The sequence below is a fragment of the Brevundimonas sp. genome (assembly GCF_051860745.1).
Taxonomy (GTDB): Bacteria; Pseudomonadota; Alphaproteobacteria; order Caulobacterales; family Caulobacteraceae; genus Brevundimonas.
On sequence record NZ_JBHYDN010000003.1, the window covers coordinates 1 to 17,543 of the forward strand.

At 66.4% G+C, this 17,543-nt stretch carries 24 protein-coding genes; 8 read left to right on the plus strand and 16 right to left on the minus strand.

What is annotated here, in order from left to right; translation table 11 throughout:
• Positions 1-133 precede the first annotated feature (133 nt).
• On the minus strand, positions 134-397 hold the full coding sequence (locus tag ACTIEW_RS04405; protein WP_439476703.1) for a hypothetical protein: 264 nt from the start codon (positions 395-397) through the stop codon (positions 134-136).
• 128 nt (positions 398-525) lie between these two features.
• Between ACTIEW_RS04405 and ACTIEW_RS04410 the strand changes: the two genes are divergently transcribed.
• Entirely contained in the window at positions 526-1,014 is a 489-nt protein-coding gene (locus tag ACTIEW_RS04410; RefSeq protein WP_439476704.1) for a hypothetical protein, read from the plus strand.
• Here the strand turns inward: ACTIEW_RS04410 and ychF are convergent.
• The 8 genes from ychF to ACTIEW_RS04450 all read right to left on the minus strand — a co-directional run bounded on the left by ychF (position 1,011) and on the right by ACTIEW_RS04450 (position 7,014).
• Positions 1,011-2,105 carry a redox-regulated ATPase YchF gene (ychF, locus tag ACTIEW_RS04415; RefSeq protein ID WP_439476705.1) on the minus strand — a complete coding sequence of 365 codons (1,095 nt, stop codon included), beginning with the start codon at positions 2,103-2,105 and terminating at the stop codon, positions 1,011-1,013. The two genes, ACTIEW_RS04410 and ychF, sit on opposite strands and share 4 nt — an antisense overlap.
• 67 nt (positions 2,106-2,172) lie before the next feature.
• Entirely contained in the window at positions 2,173-2,655 is a 483-nt protein-coding gene (locus ACTIEW_RS04420; RefSeq protein ID WP_439476706.1) for a copper chaperone PCu(A)C, read from the minus strand.
• Positions 2,656-2,728: 73 nt separating this feature from the next.
• A complete protein-coding gene (pth, locus tag ACTIEW_RS04425) occupies positions 2,729-3,370 on the minus strand; it encodes an aminoacyl-tRNA hydrolase (RefSeq protein ID WP_439476707.1) in 642 nt (213 codons plus the stop codon).
• A gap of 5 nt (positions 3,371-3,375) precedes the next feature.
• Complete coding sequence (locus ACTIEW_RS04430; RefSeq protein ID WP_439476708.1) at positions 3,376-3,699, minus strand: type II toxin-antitoxin system PemK/MazF family toxin; 324 nt, start codon at positions 3,697-3,699, stop codon at positions 3,376-3,378.
• Positions 3,696-3,956 carry an antitoxin MazE-like protein gene (locus ACTIEW_RS04435; protein WP_439476709.1) on the minus strand — a complete coding sequence of 87 codons (261 nt, stop codon included), beginning with the start codon at positions 3,954-3,956 and terminating at the stop codon, positions 3,696-3,698. The genes ACTIEW_RS04430 and ACTIEW_RS04435 overlap by 4 nt, the downstream gene beginning before the upstream one ends.
• 81 nt (positions 3,957-4,037) lie before the next feature.
• A complete protein-coding gene (locus tag ACTIEW_RS04440) occupies positions 4,038-4,733 on the minus strand; it encodes a 50S ribosomal protein L25/general stress protein Ctc (protein ID WP_439476710.1) in 696 nt (231 codons plus the stop codon).
• A 154-nt stretch (positions 4,734-4,887) separates the two neighbouring features.
• Positions 4,888-5,994 (minus strand): hypothetical protein, encoded by a 1,107-nt coding sequence (locus tag ACTIEW_RS04445; protein WP_439476711.1) that lies wholly within the window; start codon positions 5,992-5,994, stop codon positions 4,888-4,890.
• 84 nt (positions 5,995-6,078) lie between these two features.
• Positions 6,079-7,014, minus strand: a complete 936-nt coding sequence (locus tag ACTIEW_RS04450) for a ribose-phosphate pyrophosphokinase (protein ID WP_439476712.1) — start codon at positions 7,012-7,014, stop codon at positions 6,079-6,081.
• Between the two features lie 220 nt (positions 7,015-7,234).
• Here ACTIEW_RS04450 and ACTIEW_RS04455 point away from each other — a divergent pair, with 220 nt between their 5' ends.
• The 4 genes from ACTIEW_RS04455 to recN are packed head-to-tail and all read left to right on the plus strand — an operon-like array spanning position 7,235 to position 10,418.
• Complete coding sequence (locus tag ACTIEW_RS04455) at positions 7,235-8,080, plus strand: outer membrane protein assembly factor BamD (RefSeq protein WP_439476713.1); 846 nt, start codon at positions 7,235-7,237, stop codon at positions 8,078-8,080.
• Between the two features lie 38 nt (positions 8,081-8,118).
• On the plus strand, positions 8,119-8,403 hold the full coding sequence (locus ACTIEW_RS04460) for a BrnT family toxin (protein WP_439476714.1): 285 nt from the start codon (positions 8,119-8,121) through the stop codon (positions 8,401-8,403).
• On the plus strand, positions 8,366-8,662 hold the full coding sequence (locus tag ACTIEW_RS04465) for a BrnA antitoxin family protein (protein ID WP_439476715.1): 297 nt from the start codon (positions 8,366-8,368) through the stop codon (positions 8,660-8,662). Before ACTIEW_RS04460 ends, ACTIEW_RS04465 begins: the two co-directional genes overlap by 38 nt.
• A 55-nt stretch (positions 8,663-8,717) precedes the next feature.
• Positions 8,718-10,418 carry a DNA repair protein RecN gene (recN, locus tag ACTIEW_RS04470; RefSeq protein ID WP_439476716.1) on the plus strand — a complete coding sequence of 567 codons (1,701 nt, stop codon included), beginning with the start codon at positions 8,718-8,720 and terminating at the stop codon, positions 10,416-10,418.
• An 83-nt stretch (positions 10,419-10,501) separates the two neighbouring features.
• Here recN and ACTIEW_RS04475 read toward each other — a convergent pair whose 3' ends face one another.
• The 5 genes from ACTIEW_RS04475 to ACTIEW_RS04495 form a co-directional block, all read right to left on the minus strand.
• Complete coding sequence (locus ACTIEW_RS04475) at positions 10,502-11,305, minus strand: inositol monophosphatase family protein (protein ID WP_439476717.1); 804 nt, start codon at positions 11,303-11,305, stop codon at positions 10,502-10,504.
• Between the two features lie 105 nt (positions 11,306-11,410).
• A complete protein-coding gene (gene efp / locus ACTIEW_RS04480; protein WP_439476718.1) occupies positions 11,411-11,977 on the minus strand; it encodes an elongation factor P in 567 nt (188 codons plus the stop codon).
• Between the two features lie 104 nt (positions 11,978-12,081).
• Entirely contained in the window at positions 12,082-12,624 is a 543-nt protein-coding gene (locus ACTIEW_RS04485; protein WP_439476719.1) for a tryptophan-rich sensory protein, read from the minus strand.
• A 45-nt stretch (positions 12,625-12,669) separates the two neighbouring features.
• The gene (locus ACTIEW_RS04490; RefSeq protein WP_439476720.1) at positions 12,670-13,605 is read right to left on the minus strand and encodes a hypothetical protein; all 936 of its coding nucleotides are present in this window, start codon (positions 13,603-13,605) and stop codon (positions 12,670-12,672) included.
• 100 nt (positions 13,606-13,705) lie between these two features.
• On the minus strand, positions 13,706-14,074 hold the full coding sequence (locus ACTIEW_RS04495; RefSeq protein WP_439476721.1) for a hypothetical protein: 369 nt from the start codon (positions 14,072-14,074) through the stop codon (positions 13,706-13,708).
• Positions 14,075-14,188: 114 nt separating this feature from the next.
• Here ACTIEW_RS04495 and ACTIEW_RS04500 point away from each other — a divergent pair, with 114 nt between their 5' ends.
• Together ACTIEW_RS04500 and ACTIEW_RS04505 are read left to right on the plus strand one after the other, a co-directional pair.
• The gene (locus ACTIEW_RS04500) at positions 14,189-14,860 is read left to right on the plus strand and encodes a hypothetical protein (RefSeq protein WP_439476722.1); all 672 of its coding nucleotides are present in this window, start codon (positions 14,189-14,191) and stop codon (positions 14,858-14,860) included.
• A gap of 57 nt (positions 14,861-14,917) precedes the next feature.
• Positions 14,918-15,796, plus strand: a complete 879-nt coding sequence (locus ACTIEW_RS04505) for a CPBP family glutamic-type intramembrane protease (RefSeq protein ID WP_439476723.1) — start codon at positions 14,918-14,920, stop codon at positions 15,794-15,796.
• Between the two features lie 87 nt (positions 15,797-15,883).
• Here ACTIEW_RS04505 and bfr read toward each other — a convergent pair whose 3' ends face one another.
• Both bfr and ACTIEW_RS04515 read right to left on the minus strand, forming a co-directional pair.
• Complete coding sequence (bfr, locus tag ACTIEW_RS04510; RefSeq protein WP_439476724.1) at positions 15,884-16,384, minus strand: bacterioferritin; 501 nt, start codon at positions 16,382-16,384, stop codon at positions 15,884-15,886.
• A gap of 158 nt (positions 16,385-16,542) precedes the next feature.
• Positions 16,543-16,728, minus strand: coding sequence for a (2Fe-2S)-binding protein (locus ACTIEW_RS04515; protein ID WP_439476725.1), 186 nt, complete (start codon positions 16,726-16,728; stop codon positions 16,543-16,545).
• 117 nt (positions 16,729-16,845) lie between these two features.
• Here ACTIEW_RS04515 and thiE point away from each other — a divergent pair, with 117 nt between their 5' ends.
• Complete coding sequence (thiE, locus tag ACTIEW_RS04520; RefSeq protein WP_439476726.1) at positions 16,846-17,505, plus strand: thiamine phosphate synthase; 660 nt, start codon at positions 16,846-16,848, stop codon at positions 17,503-17,505.
• Positions 17,506-17,543: the final 38 nt, after the last annotated feature.

Genomic DNA, 17,543 nt, shown 5'->3' on the forward strand with positions numbered 1-17,543 from the left:
GCCAACTACCTCGTCAACTCCGGATACGGTTCCGTGTGAACGAGTCCCGCTCTAGGTCGCCGACGTCTGAAACGACGAAGGCGCGCATCCCTTGCGGGGTGCGCGCCTTTTCGTTGGCCGGAATCCGCGCTGTTCAGGCGACGCCGGGCTGCAGGGCCCAGCGCATCGAGCCTTCGCCAAACGGCTTGAAGAACAGGTCGCGGTATTTCTCGAACACCTCGACGATGCGGTTGGCCAAATCCTGGGCGACAGTCTCGCCGCGCTGTCGCTTCATGGCGCAGACGCACTGGACGACATCGCGCTGGTGGGCCGAGCCCCCCATGCTCTTCAGCACCGCGGCGATATCCTGCGCCAACGGATCGATCTGCGCTCCCCACGGCATGGTGTTCTGAGCCATCCGGGACACCCCCTGTTCTCGACACAAGCGAACCGGTCGCAAAATCTCGCGGCAGATGCAAGCTTGACCGCGAATTCGTGATCGAGGGGAAAGATGGAGCCGCTTCGGCTGAACGGCGTTCCCGTTGCATGACCATAAATCGCGTTGCCGTCCTGTCCGTAGTTCTGGCGCTCGCCGCGTGCGGACAATCCGGGACCAATCCGCCGACCGATCCCGCCGCCCCGATCAATACGCCCGAGGCCGAGGCCCCGCCGCCGACCCCGCCGCCGGGCGTCGGCTCCATCATGCCGGGATCGGGCCCGCAGACCTTTGTTGGCCGCTGGGCCGCCAGCGCCGCCTGGTGCGCAAACCTGCAAGGCGCCGAGCGGCCGATCGAGATCACCACCACCCGGTTCGAGGGCTATGAGAACAGTTGCGGCATCCTGTCGATCTCCCAGGTCGCCGAGGGCTATCAGGCGTCTCTGGCCTGCGCGTCGGAAGGGCAGACCTCGAACGAACGGATCAAGATGGCGGTGCATGGCGAGGGCATGCGCCTGACCTGGCTGAACCGGAACAATGCCGTGATCACCCTGGTGCGGTGCCCGGCGCCCGCCGGAGCGCCAGCGGCTGCGCCCTAGTTGAACAAGAAATTCATGACGTCGCCGTCCTTGACGACATAGGGCTTGCCCTCGGCGCGCAGCTTGCCAGCCGCGCGGGCGCCGGCCTCGCCCTTCAACGCCACGAAGTCGTCGAAGGCGATGGTCTCGGCGCGGATGAAGCCCTTTTCAAAATCGGTGTGGATCACGCCCGCCGCCTGCGGCGCCGTGGCCCCGATCGGGATCGTCCAGGCGCGAGCCTCCTTCGGCCCGACCGTGAAATAGGACTGCAGGCCCAGCAAGGCGTAGGCCTCGCGTATCAGCCGGTTCAGGCCGGGTTCCGCCAGGCCGAGGCTCTCAAGGAACTCCGCCTGTTCGTCGGCGTCCAGAACGGCCAGTTCAGAATCGATCTTGGCCGAGATGACCACAGCCTTGGCGTTGTCCTGCGCGGCCCGTTCGGCCACCTGATCGGACAGGTCATTGCCCTTGTCGGCCGAGTTCTCGTCGACGTTGGAGACATAGAGCGCCGGCAGGGAGGTCAGCAGCTGGAGCATGTGCCAGGCCTTCTGGTCTTCCTTGTCGACCGGGACCACGCGCGCGGGCTTGCCGGCGCGCAGGGGCGTCAGGGCCATGTTGATCAGGCGCAGGGTGGTTTGGGCCTCCTTGTCGCCGCCCTTGGCCTTCTTCTCAACGGCGCCGACCCGTTTCTCGAGGCTTTCGAGGTCGGCCAGCATCAGTTCGGTCTCGATGATCTCGAGGTCACTGATCGGGTCGATGCGATTCTCGACATGGGTGATGTCGTCATCGATGAAGCAGCGGGCGACGAAGGCCACGGCGTCGCAATCGCGGATGTTGGCCAGAAACTGGTTGCCCAGGCCCTCGCCCTTCGACGCGCCGCGCACCAGGCCGGCGATGTCGACGAAGGTGATCCGCGAGGGGATGATCTCCTTCGACCCGGCGATGGCGGCCAGCACCTCGAGCCGCGGCTCGGGCACGGCCACGTCGCCGGTGTTGGGCTCGATGGTGCAGAACGGATAGTTGGCGGCTTGGGCCGCCGCCGTCTTGGTCAGGGCGTTGAACAGGGTGGACTTGCCGACATTGGGCAGGCCGACGATCGCGACTTTCAGGGCCATGGTCTTGGGGGAGTTCCTCGTGAGCGCGAGCCTTTAGCCGGTCGCGGCCGGTTTGTCAGGTCGGGCTTCAGTGGGCGGCAGGGGCGGCCGCGTGATCGTATTCGGACGCGGCGGGCTGGCCGACGGTCGCGGTCACCTCGACCGGGGCCGAAGTGGCGAAGGTCAGGGTCAGGGCGACGGTGTCGCCTGCGACCAGGGGCTCGTTGACCCCCAGCAGCATCAGGTGATTGCCGCCGGGCGCGAGCGCCACGGTCTCGCCCGCCGGGAGGGCGAGGCCCTCCCTCAGCTCGTTCATCATCATCATGCCGCTTTCGATCCGGCTCTCATGGATCTGCACCATGTTGGCGTCGGGGCTGCTGGCCGAGACCAGCCGATCGGCGGTGGCGGTGGTCAGGGTCAGGTAGCAGCCGGTCATCTGGCGCCCGACCGGCGTCGGTCGGCACACGGCGCCGGCGACCTGCACCGTGGCCGCCTCGCCGGAGCCAGATCCGCCGGGGCTGCAGGCGGCCAGCGTCAGCAGGGCGGCGGCGAGGATCGGGGCGCGGGTCATCGAGTCAGGCCTTTCAGGCGGCGGACAATATCGCCCCCGGCCTAACGGCGGGGAGGCGACAAGGGAAGAGCGGCTATTCGCCCCGGTCAGCGTCGCGGGCGGCGTTCTGGGCCGCCTGGCGGGGGCTGAATTTCGGAGCGGGAGCCAGTCGCATCACTTCAGCCTGATAACGGTCGTCATCGCCGGCGAGGGCGAAGGGCAGGGCGTCGGCGACGGCGTTGAGCATCGGCTCCAGCCAGGTCCGGTCGGCCTTGTGGAAATCGCTCAGCACATGGCCGTGCACCAGCTGCGGCTCGCCGGGGTGGCCGACTCCCATGCGGGCGCGGCGGAAGTCGGGGCCCAGTTGGCTGATCAGGCTGCGGACGCCGTTCTGGCCGGCGGCCCCGCCGCCGGTCTTCATGCGGAACCGCCCGGGGGCCAGGTCGATCTCGTCATGGAAGACGATGACCTCGGACGGCTGGACCTTGTAGAAGCGGGCCGCCTCGGCCACGGCCCGGCCGCTCTCGTTCATGAAGGTCTGGGGCTTCATCAGCAGGACGCGGACGGCGCCGTTTGCGGTCTGGACCTCGCCTTCGCGGATCACTGACTGGAATTTGGCCCGCTCGGGCCCGAACGACCAGCGGCTGGCGATTTCGTCGGCGGCCATGAAGCCGATGTTGTGGCGGTTGCCCTGATACTTGGCGCCCGGATTGCCCAGGCCAGCGATGATGATCATCGGGTTCAGTCGCCCAGGCCGAGAACAAAGTTCAAGAGCAAATTAAGCTCCGCCTGCTCCTCGGCGCCCAGCCGACCAAGCACCGGCCCGCATTTTGATCTTGGAATGGGATAGATTTTCTCGACCTGAATCAGCGACGGCTTGCGTAATCCGTTTGTGGAGGTCGGCTGAATGGATGCCCTGGAAGGTGCGACCTGCACAACATCGCTGGTCAGCAGGCAGACCAGCACCGTAGCGGAAGGCACCTCGTCGGACTGAATCACGATTGCCGGCCGAGGTTTCCCGTGGTCGCCGGAAACGGCGACGGTGATCAGATCCCCCCGGGTCAATAGGCTTCAGCCTCGTCCTCGTCGGCCAGATCTTCGACCATCATCGCCTCGACGAAGGCGATTGTTTCCCGTTCGCTCTCGCTGGCATTGATGCGCCCCCAGTCAGCGGCCATCCGTTCCCGGAACCCGGGTGCGTCCGCATCCAATGTCCAGATTCGCACTTCCTTCAGACCCGCGGCCTTCTTGCGGGCGCGGTAGGCCTTGTACTTGTCGGGCCTGGCGGCATGCACGTTCATGGTGAGAAGGTAGCGCGCCACCACTGGTTCCGCAATCCGACCAGCAAAAACCCCGCCGCGGCGAACCGGGCGGGGTGATTGTTTTCGACATGATCGAGGCGATCAGCCCTCGGCGGTGTCTTCCGCGGCGGTTTCGCCCTCTTCGCCGGAGGCCGCCTGTTCAGTCGCTTCGACTTCAGCGGTCTCGGCGGCCACTTCGGCGTCATGCGCCTCGTCGGCGGCGGCCGAGATGGCGGCCGAAGACGTCTTGATCGAGGCGATCACGAAGTCACGGTCAGTGATGGTCGGTTCGACGTCCTTCGTGCCCTTCAGGTCCGACCAGCGGATGGTGTCGCCCATCTTGTGGCCGGCCAGATCGACGATCAGGTCATCCGGGATGTGATCCGCGCGGACCTTCACCTCGACCGAGTGACGGACGACTTCCAGCGAGCCGCCTTGACGGAAGGCTTCGCACTGGTCCTGGTTGATGAAGTGGACCGCGATTTCGATCTTGATGGTCTGCTTTTCATCGACCCGCATCAGGTCGAAGTGCAGCGGACGGTCCGACACGGGGTCGAACTGAACATCGCGTGCGATGACCGGCTGGCTCTCGTCGCCGTACTTCAGCGTCACCAGGTGGCCCAGCAGCTTGCCGGTGTAGAGCGACTTGCGGAAGTCGCGCTCGTTCACCGAGATGGCCACGGGGGCCTTGTCGCCGCCGTAAAGCACGCCCGGGACCATGCCCGCACGACGCGCGGCGCGAGCGCCGCCGGTGCCAACGCCATCACGGACGTCCACGTTCAGAATGATCTCGGCCATCGCCTCGCCTCAACAACACAAACGCCGCGCTGACCAGTCAGCCCTCGCGGCGGGGTCTCCGGACCCTGAATTCAAGAGCGCGGGTCATTACACGCCAACCGGCGCGGACGCAACCGCTCCGGACGTCATTGCGACGCCGGAATGGAAACAGGCGTCAGCGCCCGCTGTTCAGGGCCGAGGTCGCAGAGATGGACGCCGCCGCCGCCGCTTCGGCGACCGGCGTCTGCACCGGGGCGGAATCAGGCGCTCCGCCGGCCACGGCCGTCGCGGTCGCCTCGATCGGAGCGGGGGTGATGTTCTGGGCCGTGCAGGTGGCCAGATCGCGCGCCACATGGCGTCCGACGCAGAACATGTCCTCATAGCTGGGTCGCGAGGCGGCCAGGCACTGGAACAGCATCAGCTTGGACATGTTGAGGCAGAATTCGCTGTTCTGCTCGACCGTCAGGGCTTCGGTATTGGCCCGGGCGTCCTCGCCGCCGGCCCCAAGCGCGGCCAGGGCGGCCAGGGCCAGCGCGCGCGCGATCGCCGGCGTATAGGGCGGCCCCGAGCGGGAGGCGTTCAGCGACAGGCCTGTGCCCGAGTTGGCGGCCGCGAACAGACGGGCCGATTCCTCGGCCGAGGGCAGCATCTGCACCGCCGACAGGGCCTTGGCGCCCTCAAGCCGCGTCACGCGGTCGGCGATATGGGCGGTCGCCCAGCGGCGGCGCGGGTCGTTGCGCGCCTGGATGGTGTAGGCGTCCTCTTCGACGGCATCGGCGATGACGAGCATGGCCGCCGAATCGCGGCCGATCGTGTCGATGATCAGGCCCGCAGCGGCGTCGGCGCCGGGCAGGGTGGCCGCATAGGCTGGATCGGCGACGATGCGGGCGATGATTTCCCGGCGGGTCGCCGGGTCGACGGCGTAGGTGCGTACGCCCTGCACGAACTCCGGTGACTGCAGCGCCAGGATCGAGCCGTAGGCGATCATGCCGCGCGACAGCTGGGCCGGTTCATAGGATGCGCCCCGGCGGATGGCGGCCTGGATCGCTTCGGCGCTGGTGAAGCCGGCCTGAATGGTCCCGGCCTCGCGCATGAAGGCGACATAGATGGCGGCGGCCTGGGCCACGCCTTCGTTCAGACTGACCGCGGGCAGCGGCGCGGGGGCCGGCGGCGGGGGCGGTGCGGGAGCGGGTTCCGGCTCCGGGGTCGCACAACTGGCCAGAACGGCGGCGACGGCGGCGGCCGCCAACGAAAGGCCGCGACGCGGAAGAGCCTGAAACATACGAAATCCCCACAAGGACGCCCGGCGCGTCGAGGCGCCGAAGTTCGAAGAGCTTATAACGCGCGGAGAACCGTTTTCCGACCGTTAATCGAACAGTTTGGATACGGATTCCTCGTTGGCGATCCGCCGGATAGCCTCTCCGATCAACGGAGCAACGGAAACAGTTCGGATTTTTCCGCAGTTCAAAACTTCGTGGGGCTGCTCGATGGAGTCCGTGATCACCAGTTCCTTCAGCGGCCCGTCGGTGATCCGCTGAACGGCCGGACCCGACAGCACGCCATGGCTGATATAGGCTGAAACCTCCGTCGCGCCCTTGTCGATCAGGGCCTGGGCGGCATTGACCAGGGTGCCGCCGGAATCGACGATGTCGTCGAACAGGATGCAGCGCCGGCCCTGGACGTCGCCGATGATGTTCATCACCTCGCTCTCGCCGGCCTTGGGCCGCCGCTTGTCGACAATGGCCAGGTCGGCGTCCAGCCGCTTGGCCAGAGACCGCGCCCGCACCACCCCGCCGACGTCGGGCGAGACGATCATCAGGTCGTCGCCGCGGCGATAATGATCCCTGATGTCCTGTGCCAGCACTGGCGTGGCCAGCAGGTTGTCGGTCGGAATGTCGAAGAAACCCTGGATCTGGCCGGCATGCAGATCCATCGTCAGAACCCGGTGCGCCCCCGCCCGGGTGATCATATTGGCCACCAGCTTGGCCGAGATGGGCGTGCGTCCACCCGTCTTCCGGTCCTGCCGGGCATAGCCGAAATAGGGCATGACCGCCGTGATCCGCCGCGCCGACGCCCGCACGAGAGCGTCGGTCATGATCAGCAGCTCCATCAGATTGTCGTTGGCCGGATAGCTGGTCGACTGGATGACGAAGACGTCCTCGCCGCGGACGTTCTCCTCGATCACGGCGAAGACCTCATTGTCCGCGAACCGTTTCACCTGGGCCTTGGTCAGGGGCATGTCGAGGTGGGCCGCGATGGCCTGGGACAGGGTCCGGTTGGAGTTGCCAGAGAGCAGCTTCATGTCCGGTCATCCTTTCGCCGTCATCGCCCGGCTGAGAATGCGTCCGCGGCGTTGGCGCGCTTCATACCAGCGGACGGCCCGGCCACAAGGCGCGGCGCGCCTTTTTGGCGCTCTTCTTCGCGGATTGGCGTGGGCAGGTTCGCTGGTGTAGAGATCGCGTCTCGTTTTTCGGGGGCGCCGACGGGTCCGCGCCCGCCGGCATTTCAAGTTGAGGTCGTCCTTGCCTGCTTCCAAATTCCGCGCCGGCCTGATCCTGGCCACCGTGGCTGTTTCGGCCCTGACGATCTCGGCCTGCGGCGCCCGCACCGAGCGTCCTCGTCTGGCCTATGAGGAGCGGCCGGTCGAGGCGCTCTACAACACCGGCTACCAGCGCCTGCAGCGCAATCGCTGGGCCGATGCGATCGACTATTTCCAGGAGGTCGAGCGCCAGCACCCGTATTCGGAATGGTCGCGCCGCGCGATCCTGATGCAGATCTACGCCTACTATCAGAACAACAACTACGCTGAGGCCATCGCGGCTTCGGACCGGTTTATCCAGCTGTTCCCGGGCAATCCGAGCGCGCCCTACGCCTTCTACATGAAGGCCCTGTGCAATTTCGAGCAGATCACCGACGTGGGCCGCGACCAGGGCTACGCCCAGGCGGCGCTGGACGGGCTCAAGGATGTGCAGCGCCGCTACCCCGGCACGTCCTACGCCATCGACGCCACGGTCAAGATCGACATGGTCAACGACCAGCTGGCCGGCAAGGAAATGGCCATCGGCCGTTACTACCAGCGCGCGGGCCAGCCGCTGGCGGCGATCAACCGCTACAAGGCGGTCATCGACAACGAAGCCTACCAGCGCACCTCGCACACGCCCGAGGCGCTGTACCGGCTGGTCGAGGTCAATCTGACGCTCGGCCTGAAGGAAGAGGCGACCCGCAACGGCGCCGTGCTGGGCTTCAACTATCCGGGCAGCCCCTGGTACGCCGAGGCCTACGCCCTGCTGTCGGAAGACGGCCGGCAACCCGAGGTGGCCCCGACCGGCCAGCGCGAAAGCTGGCTGCGCCGGATCATTCCGGGCTGAACGAGGTATTGACCCGCGACATTTATGTAGCTACATAAATGATCGTCTTCGACCCGGCCAAGGATACAGCGAACATCACCAAGCATGGCGTGTCTCTGGACCGCGCTGCCGACTTGCGGATGGACGAAGCGCTGATCGAAGTCGACGAGCGTTTCGACTACCGCGAGCCGCGCTGGATTGCTTACGGCGAACTGGATGGGCGTCTGCACGTTCTGGCGTTCACGATCCGGGACGGAACGACGCGGGTCATCAGTTTGCGTAGGGCCAATAGGCGAGAACAGCGGCATGTCAAAGACCAAGGGGGTTTCAGAAGCGCGGGCTGAGTATGTCGTCGATGACGATGATGTGCCCGAACTGACGCCCGAGCGGGCGGCGCGTCTCAAACCCGCCCGGGAGATTCTGCCGGAATCGGTGCTGGCGCAGTTCAAACGCTCGCCGGGGCGGCCGAAACTGGACTCGCCGAAGAAGCAGGTCACGCTCCGTCTGGATGCCGATGTGCTGGAATACTGGCGGGCGCAGGGCCGGGGATGGCAGTCAAGGCTCAATGACGCCTTGCGGCGCGAATCTGGGCTGACTCGCTGACTGCCCTGATCCGAGTCCGCGCTAGACTGTTCGCAATGCCGAATCGCGCCCCCACATGCTGACCGCCCTTTCGATCCGGGACATCGTGCTGGTTGACGCCCTCGACCTCGAGGTCGAGGGCGGCCTGACCGTGCTGACCGGCGAGACCGGGGCCGGCAAGTCGATCATTCTCGACGCCCTCGGGCTGGCGCTGGGCGCGCGCGCCGACGCCGGTCTGGTGCGGGCCGGGGCCAAGCAGGCCTCGGCCACCGCCGTCTTCACCGCCCCCGACGATCCGGCCCTGATCGCCATGATCAGCGAGCGTGGCTTCGACGTCGCGCCGGGCGAGGAGCTGATACTGCGCCGGACTCTGGCCGCCGACGGCCGCAGCCGCGCCTTCGTCAACGACCAGCCGGCCGGGGTGACGGCGCTGCGCGAGATCGGCCAGGCCCTGGTCGAGGTGCATGGCCAGCACGAGACGGTAGGCCTGCTGGACTGGAAGACCCACCGCGCCCTGCTGGATACCTACGGCGGGCTGCAGCCCCAGCTGCACGGCGTCGCTGTCGCCGCCGACCGGCTGAAGGCCGCCGAACGCACCGTCGCTGATCTGAAGGCCGCCGCCGCGGACGCCGCCGCCCATGCCGAGGAACTGACCCACAATCTGGCCGAGCTCGACGCGCTCGACCCCCGCGCCAATGAGGAAACCGAACTGGCCGGCGAGCGGGCCATCCTCGGCGCGGCTGAAAAGGCCATCGGCGATCTGGCCGACGCGAAGGCGTCGCTGGGCGGAGACAAACTTTCCCAGAAGTTGAGCTCGGCCCTGCGCGCCGTCGAGCATGCGCGGCAGAGGGCCGGACAGGCGGGGACGGACCCCGAGCATCCGCTGCTGCAAAAGCTGTCCGCCGCCGCCGAGGCCATCGACCGCACCATGGTCGAGGCCGAGGAGGCCATCGCCTGCGTCGACGCCGCCGCCAATGCCTTCGACTTTGAACCCGGCCGTCTCGACAAGGCCGAGGAGCGGCTGTTCGCCCTGCGCGCCGCCGCCCGCAAGTTGAACACATCGGTCGAGAGCCTGCCCGTCCTGCGCGTCCGCTTCCGCGACCAGCTGCGGCTGATCGAGGACGGAGCCGAGGCCATCACCGCCGCCGAACGCGCCGCCTCGGCCGCGCGCGAGGCCTATGACGTCGCCGCCATGCTGCTGACCTCGGCGCGCGAGGGCGCGGCTGACCGGCTGGCTGCGGCGGTCATGGGCGAACTGGGCCCGCTGAAATTGGACCGCGCCCGCTTCCGGGTCGGCTTCGAGCCGGTCGCCGACGGACGGCGCGGGCCGCTGGGCGTCGAGACCACCCGTTTCGAGATCGCCACCAACGCCGGAACCGCCTTCGGCCCGCTGGACGCCATCGCCTCGGGCGGCGAACTGGCCCGTTTCGCCCTCGCCATGAAGGCGGCGCTGGCGGGCCGGGAAGACCAGCGCCAGCCGGTGATGATCTTCGACGAAGTCGATCAGGGCGTCGGCGGAGCTGTAGCCTCGGCCGTCGGCCTGCGCCTGCAAAGCCTGTCACACGGCGCCCAGGTGCTGGTCGTGACCCACAGCCCCCAGGTCGCCGCCCGCGCCCACGCCCACTGGAAGGTGCGCAAGGCCGACGCCGGCGGCCAGACCACCACCACCGTCGATGCGCTGGACGGCGACGCCCGCCGCGAGGAGATCGCGCGGATGCTGTCGGGGGCGGTGGTCACCGACGAGGCGAGGGCGGCGGCGAAGTCGCTGATCGGATAAGCGCGTCCTCAAGCGCGACACACCATGGACCGCTATCCTGAACTGACATGGTTGCTTCTCCCTCAAGGGGAGAAGGAACCCTTTTACCCCCGCAGCACCTTCTGCAGCTGCGGATGCAGCTCCGAGTTCGTGGCCAGGATCTGCGCGCCCGTCTCCGGACGGCCCTCGCCGTCGATGGTGGTGACCACGCCGCCGGCCTCGGTGACGAACAATATCCCCGCCGCCACGTCCCACGGCTGTAGATTGCGCTCATAATAGGCGTCGTACCGCCCCGCCGCGACCCAGGCGAAGTCCAGCGCCGCCGAGCCGAGGCGGCGGATGCCGGCGACGCGCTGGCCGATGGCGTGGATGTCCTTGATGGCCTGGGCGTGGCCGGTCTTGCCGATGAAGGGCAGGCCGGTGGCGATCAGGCTTTCCGACAGGTCGCGGCGGCCGGCGACGCGGATGCGCTGGTCGTTCAGATAACAGCCCTTGCCCTTTTCGGCCCAGAACAGCTCGTTCATGACGGGGTTGTAGGTCACGCCCGCCACGATCTCGGAAGTGCCATCGGGCGCGGTGCGCTGCAGGCCCACGGTGATGGCGAAATGGGGCATGGCGTGCATGAAGTTGGTGGTGCCGTCGATGGGGTCGACGATCCACATGTGGGACTTGTCGGTCCCCTCCATCATGCCGCGCTCCTCGCCCAGGAAGCCGTAGCCGGGGCGGGCCTTCATCAGCAGTTCGTAGAGCGAGTCCTCGGCCTTGATGTCGGCGGCGGTGACGAAGTCGCCGGGTCCCTTGCGGGAGACCTGCAACTGGGCGACCTCTCCGAAGTCGCGCAGCATCGGCCGTGCGGTCTTGCGGACCGCGTCGATCATCACGGAAACGAGGGCGGAGGCGAGGGCCATGGCGGTGGGTTCTGGGTTCTAGGGACTAGGGGCTAGGGAAGAAGTCGGGCGGGGCGGTGCGTGTGGCCCTAGAACCTAGTCCCTAGAACCTAAACCCTCTCGGGCCTATTCAGCGCGGCGGACGTACTCACCCGTCGTGGTGTCGACGATGATCCGCTCGCCCACGCCCATATAGGGCGGGATCATGATGCGGACGCCGTTGTTGGCGATGGCGGGCTTGTAGGACGAAGAGGCGGTCTGGCCCTTCACCGTGGGCTCGGTCTCGACGACTTCCAGGGTGACCTGGTCGGGCAGGGTCAGGCCGATCGGCCGTTCCTCGTGCATTTCGATGACGACCTTCATGCCGTCCTGCAGATAGGCGACGCGGTCCTCGCCGACCCAGTCCTTCTGCAGTTCGGTCTGCTCGTAGGTGTCGTCATCCATGAACACCAGGGCGTCGCCCTGCTCGTACAGGTACGAGAAATTCTTCTGCTCCAGCGTGACGCGCTCGACCTTGTCCTCAGACCGGAAGCGTTCGCTCAGCTTGTTGCCGGTCTCGAGGTTCTTGGCCTCGATGTTGGCGAAGGCGCCGCCCTTGCCCGGCTTGACGTGACTGGCCTTGGTCACGACCCACAGGCCCTTGTTGTGCTCAAGGACCATGCCGGGCTTGATGGTGTTGCCGTTGATTTTCATGGTGTCCCGGAAAGGATTGAGGCGCACCGCATCGGACGCCGACGCGCGCGAGAACGGGCGCAGTCCCTAGAGGAAGCCGCGTCATCCGGCAAGGCGCGGGTCTTTCAGTGCACCGTCGGCCGGTGTTCGGCCTTGCGCTGGATGAAGTTGGCCAAGCGTACGCGACCGCCCGTCGGCGAGGCCAGCTTGCCGGCCTCGGGATCGAGCTTCCGCGCCTCATGGGCGAAGGCGGCGGCCAGACCGGCCGAGGACATGGCCGCCGCGATCTGGAGGCCTCGGCTGGCGGGGCGCATGGCGATCCAGACGGCGTTCAGCGCCTGTGCCGCGGCCCACAGGCCCATGGCGGTGGTGCGCTCGGGCCGGGCAGGGGCGTTCCAGACCCGCACCGCCGAAAGGGTGGTGACCGAAAACACCGCCGGCAGGATCAGGCTCAGCGGCCCGCGCGGCCGCTCGGTGATCGGCGCGGCGTCGGCCAGGGTTCGGGGACGCGGGCGGATGGTTCGGCTGGCGAAGAGGGTCGCGGCGAGGGCGAAGCCGACCGTCACGGCGACGCCCAGCGCCACATGGGCCGCGCCGCGTCCCTCCGCATTGAGGAAGCTCGCCGCCGCGTCCTGTGCGTCATCCAGTGCGTGTTCGATCGTGGTCATCCCGGCTTCCTCTCGTGTTGGGACCGGAATGAGCGGGCCGGGCCGTCAGTTCCCGGTGGCGGTCGCGACCGTGCGTACGGCAGGACCAGAAGGCGGATCGGCCAGCCGTTCAAGATTCCACAGGGCTTGATCCAGCCGGCTGAGGTCGGGTTTTGCTCCGGCGTTCAGCTGGACGTGCACCTGCTCCAGCTCGATCAGCGCGGTGACGGCGGCCCGATACCTCAGCTGCGTCCTTCGAATCTCCGCCCGTTCGGATGCTTCGATCATCGCTTCCACGGCCATGCGAGCCGACGCCGAACGGGCGACGATCAAATCAGCATCGCGCGCGAGCGGGACGCCGAGCCGATCCGCGACCGGTCGCAGCGCTCCGGCGCCGGAGACGAGGCCCGCTTGCAGCAGAGACCGGTGGGCATCGATGCGCTCGCGGACAAGCACCTCCGTCAGCGCATCGTACTTCCGCGTTTCCAGCATCATGGCTTCGCGCAGGTTTGTCGTTGCTTCAGCCAGCGCGGCGCTCGCATTGAGCATTCGCGATCGACGCTGCCCTGCGACGGTGACAGATGCCACCGCGCCCGCCGCGCGCTCCAGAGGCCGTGCGAACACCGCGCTCCCGCTTCCGAATTGGAGACTGGCCAGTGAGTTGCCGTAGGACACAGTCCCTGTGATGGCTTCGCGGATTGCGCGGTCAGACGGCGCCTCGGACTGTCCCGTCACCTCAGCGCGGAAAGCCGCATAGGCCCTGTTCAACCCGGCGATGGCTTCGGCGCGCAACACGACGGCGTCCGCGAGCTCTCTTCGCTGGGCCTGTTCTATGGTGGAAGGCTCGGCGATGGCGCACTGTGTGGAGCCGTTGCATGCTCGCCAGGTGGCGACGAACGCCGCCGTGGCGTCGCCTTCCTCGAGTCGACGCGTGAAACCGTCCGCGTCGTAGGCCAACACCCGGGTGGCCCGCACTCCGGCGTCGGCGACGAGGCGTTCCACGGGCTCACCGGAGGTTGCGCAGGCTCCGAGCAACAGGAGCGCGCCGAGCAAACAGGCCCTTGCCCCTCGGCGCCTTTCAGTCGGTCCGGACCAGGGTTCCTCAATCACCGCAAGACGCCAGGCACCGCGTGCGCCGTTCGTCGACACGGGTGTAACAGACAGCGCGCGACCTTGGCGCTTCAACACGCACATGCCGCTCGCACACCGCGTCGAGCGTCGTCCCTCCGGCGACGCAGGATTGCTGGCATTGGCGTGGCGACGCTTGGGGGGCGGCCTCTTCCTCATCAAGGAGGGCCTCAATGTCGGTGTGGCTGTCGTCAGGCGACGCAGACGTCAGATCTTCGGCCGGAATGTCGTGCAGCAACAGTCTGAGCGTCTGTTCGCCATCCTCCACCTGGGAGACGGCCGCCGCAGCGATCAGAAGGCTTGTCAAGAGAATCACAACCGTGCGCATGACCACAGGCTGCACTGGTGTCTCGAGTGATGCAACCTTCCCTTGTCGGGACAAAAGAATCGGGCACATGTTTGGATTGTGTCGATTCACGACACGTTCGACTCAAGGTCGAAAACAGGAGGACTGGAAATGAAACGTCTAGCGATGTTGACGGCGGCGGCCTTCGCCCTGACTGTCGGCCTGGCGGCCCAGACAGGCGAGGCACATGCCTCGATGCAGCAGTGCACGGGGGACCACGAGCTTACCATTGGTGAGGACGGCAATCAGTCTTGCGGGACCGAACTCTTGGTCGTGTCCGGGCTGAACGGAAACGGTGAGGCAGTGACGGGTACGATGGAGATCGAGGACGGCGCCGAGTTGCTGCCGGAAGGCACGGTTATCGAAGTGGAAATTGACTTCGACTCTGTGGTGGCTTCGCTTGATCCAGCCGATGCCAGGGCGGTCTATCTCGCCGCCGTAAACGAGGGCGGCTTGGACCCCGCCGCTGCATCCAGTGCGACCGACTCTGCCAACATTGCCGATGTCGCAGCGGTCTTGACCGAAGCAGAGATGAGTGTTGCGGCAAACTACCTGTCCGCATCGTTCCAGAACCGCGGCACGGGGCGCTCTGATCCCGCAGGACCCAACACCACCCGGGGTCAGGCCACCGAACAAGGATTCCTTCGCGGTATCGCAAACTGGTTTCGGAACCCTTCGATCCCTGGTGTCAATTTCCGGCATCACGGGAGGACGCGGGAATACTACCCGAACGGGCAACTGAAGAAAGAGACCGGTGCGGTAACGGAACTCGAAGTGGGCTAAGCCAAGTACCAACCGAAAGGCTCAAGCCTTTCGGTTGGTTTCGATCGGAGAGCAATCATGTCATACCGTCTGCTATCCCTGTCTGCCGGCATTGCGCTGCTGGCAATCACGATTTGGGCGGTGGTCTCCGGGTCAGGTTCGGTACGGTCAGGCGAAGACGTCCTCGCGTTCGGCCTTCTCTGTCTGGCGATTGCCGGCCTGGGTGGGTTCATATTTCTCGTCCTCCGCTGGGCAACGTCCGGCTCAGCGATTTACTGGCGAACGGGAGACGCGCCGCGAGAAGTCGCTCGCATCTTCGCAATGATCATTTGTGCGCTCGTCGTGCATATGGCTGTCGGTGCATATTTCGATCGGCAGGGTCGCCTGGGTGAGACAGCCGCTGCTGTGTCTCTGGTGATCTGGACGCTTTTTCCTGCGATATTTCTGGGCGCCAGGATCGTCCGATGGCCATCGCGAGTGCTTCGCCCCTCGGCGTTCCGATTGCTCATTGTTGGAGCAATCGCGCTTGGCATTGCCGCCGCGCTGACCAGCCTCGGGTTCTTTAGCGCCGCCAGCGAGTCGCAAATCCAGCCGGTCAGCAAATGGCCTCTGGTGCTCGGGAGCGTGGTCCTGGGTGCAGCGGCTGAGGAAGTCGTCTGGCGCGTTCTACTGCTGACGGCTCTCTTGCAGGCGACACTGTCACGATTTCAGGCCGTGTTCCTGTCCGGGGTCGGGTTCGCGATGATGCACGCGCCCCTGGTGCTGATGCAGCCTGTGCTGCGTGCGGATTGGCCGATGCTGCACTTCGCAGTCAATGCGTATGCGCCAGAGTTTCTCATGACGACGGCAGTTGGTTGTTTCCTGGGCGTGGTCTGGCTCAGGACAGGCTCGATCACCCTCGTCGTGCTGACCCATGTCGTACTCAACCTCGGACATGCCTTGGTCTTCGGAGTATAGGCTTAGGCGATCAGGGTCGCCGGATGTTTAACCTCTACAGCCTCTCCAGACACCAGGCCGGCATCTGGCAACCGACCTCTACGCCCACTACTGCCCCGTCGCGCTCTTGTCCGGTGCGATCTCGGTCATCGCCGACTGCAGGTAGTTCTGCTCGCCCAGCTGTTCGATCAGCTTGTGCTGGGCCTCGAGGAAGTCGATGTGCTCCTCGGTGTCGTTGAGGATGCGCATCAGGATGTCGCGGCTGACATAGTCCCTGGCCGCCTCGCACTGGGCCACGCCGGCCAGCAGGGCCTCGCGCCCGCCCAGCTCCAGCTGCAGATCGGCGCCCAGGCATTCGACGGCGGTCTCGCCGATCTTCAGTTTGTGCAGGTCCTGCAGATTGGGCAGGCCGTCGAGGAACAGCACCCGCTTGATCAGCATGTCGGCGTGTTTCATCTCGCCGATCGACTCGTTGTAGATGATCTGACCGAGGTGCTTCAGGCCCCAGCTCTCGAACATCCGGGCGTGCAGGAAATACTGGTTCACCGCCGTCAGTTCGTTGATCAGCACTGCGTTGAGCGTGCGGATGATCGCGGGATCGCCCTTCATCGTCATTCTTCCGTCAGCGGCGCGGCGGTCGGCCCGACCCTCGTGAATCACCGGCTGTGAGGGCTTATTTTAGCACGCGAAGCGGCCCTGTGTTCATCTGCGAACGCTTCTCGCAACATTGAACATGCGAATGAATCTCCCCTGAGGGAAGGCAGGGCTTATTCGGCCGCCATGGCGAAGGCTTCGCGGCTGTCCTGGATCATCTCACGCATTTCGCAGACGCATTTGGCGCACTGGGCGGTGCACTGGTTGCGGGCGAAGACGTCCCGCGGTCGCGTCGCGCCCGCCTCGATGGCGGCGGCGACGTCACGTTTACGAAGACCGTTGCAGTTGCAGACGTACACGGAAGGGCGGACCCGACTGGTTGCGAATGGTTCGCTATAGCAGGTGAGGCGGGACGAATGCAAGTCGTTCGCAGTGCCCTTGTTGACGGCGCGATCCAACCGTCGCACTTCCCGCCCATGTCCAGGATCCCCCTCGTATCCGAACGCCCGCCCTGCCGGCTGTACCTGATCACGCCGCCGGCGATTCCTGATCTCGACACCTTTGCGCGCGATCTGGAGGCGGCGCTGGACGCGGGGGACGTGGCGGCCCTGCAGATCCGGCTCAAGGACGCCGATGACGCGGCCGTGCTGGCCGCCGTCGCCGCGCTGAAACCCGTCGCCCAGGCGCGGGGCGTGGCGGTCATCCTCAACGACCGGCCGGACCTGGCGGCCCGCTCGGGCTGCGACGGCGTGCATCTGGGGCAGAGCGACGCCTCCATCGCCGAGGCGCGCGACCGGATGGGCCGGGACGCGATGATCGGCGTCACCTGTCACGACAGCCGTGAACTGGCGATGGACGCGGCCGAGGCCGGCGCGGACTATGTCGCCTTCGGCGCCTTCTTCCCGACCCTGACCAAGGCGACGGTTCATCGACCCGAGCCGGAGATCCTGACCATTTGGCAGGAGACGGTCGAAATCCCCTGCGTCGCCATTGGCGGGATCACGGCGGCCACCGCCGGGGACCTGGCGCGGGCCGGGGCCGACTTTGTGGCCGTCAGCGCCGCCGTCTGGAGCCACCCGGATGGGCCCGCTGCGGCGGTTCGTGAGCTGGATCGGGCGCTGACCTCAATCGTCTGACCTTCAGGGGATATTAGGACGGGACGCGCTAGGAGAAT

Bases quoted from the DNA above. Each gene is read 5' to 3' on its own strand.
- ACTIEW_RS04445 (WP_439476711.1), bottom strand. From the start codon at position 5,994: ATGTTTCAGGCTCTTCCGCGTCGCGGCCTTTCGTTGGCGGCCGCCGCC.
- ACTIEW_RS04500 (WP_439476722.1), top strand. From the start codon at position 14,189: ATGAAACGTCTAGCGATGTTGACGGCGGCGGCCTTCGCCCTGACTGTC.
- ACTIEW_RS04475 (WP_439476717.1), bottom strand. From the start codon at position 11,305: ATGGCCCTCGCCTCCGCCCTCGTTTCCGTGATGATCGACGCGGTCCGC.
- ACTIEW_RS04410 (WP_439476704.1), top strand. From the start codon at position 526: ATGACCATAAATCGCGTTGCCGTCCTGTCCGTAGTTCTGGCGCTCGCC.
- thiE (WP_439476726.1), top strand. From the start codon at position 16,846: ATGTCCAGGATCCCCCTCGTATCCGAACGCCCGCCCTGCCGGCTGTAC.
- ACTIEW_RS04450 (WP_439476712.1), bottom strand. From the start codon at position 7,014: ATGAAGCTGCTCTCTGGCAACTCCAACCGGACCCTGTCCCAGGCCATC.
- efp (WP_439476718.1), bottom strand. From the start codon at position 11,977: ATGAAAATCAACGGCAACACCATCAAGCCCGGCATGGTCCTTGAGCAC.
- ACTIEW_RS04440 (WP_439476710.1), bottom strand. From the start codon at position 4,733: ATGGCCGAGATCATTCTGAACGTGGACGTCCGTGATGGCGTTGGCACC.
- ACTIEW_RS04465 (WP_439476715.1), top strand. From the start codon at position 8,366: ATGTCAAAGACCAAGGGGGTTTCAGAAGCGCGGGCTGAGTATGTCGTC.
- ACTIEW_RS04485 (WP_439476719.1), bottom strand. From the start codon at position 12,624: ATGACCACGATCGAACACGCACTGGATGACGCACAGGACGCGGCGGCG.
- bfr (WP_439476724.1), bottom strand. From the start codon at position 16,384: ATGAAGGGCGATCCCGCGATCATCCGCACGCTCAACGCAGTGCTGATC.
- recN (WP_439476716.1), top strand. From the start codon at position 8,718: ATGCTGACCGCCCTTTCGATCCGGGACATCGTGCTGGTTGACGCCCTC.
- ACTIEW_RS04460 (WP_439476714.1), top strand. From the start codon at position 8,119: ATGATCGTCTTCGACCCGGCCAAGGATACAGCGAACATCACCAAGCAT.
- pth (WP_439476707.1), bottom strand. From the start codon at position 3,370: ATGATCATCATCGCTGGCCTGGGCAATCCGGGCGCCAAGTATCAGGGC.
- ACTIEW_RS04505 (WP_439476723.1), top strand. From the start codon at position 14,918: ATGTCATACCGTCTGCTATCCCTGTCTGCCGGCATTGCGCTGCTGGCA.
- ACTIEW_RS04405 (WP_439476703.1), bottom strand. From the start codon at position 397: ATGGCTCAGAACACCATGCCGTGGGGAGCGCAGATCGATCCGTTGGCG.
- ychF (WP_439476705.1), bottom strand. From the start codon at position 2,105: ATGGCCCTGAAAGTCGCGATCGTCGGCCTGCCCAATGTCGGCAAGTCC.
- ACTIEW_RS04420 (WP_439476706.1), bottom strand. From the start codon at position 2,655: ATGACCCGCGCCCCGATCCTCGCCGCCGCCCTGCTGACGCTGGCCGCC.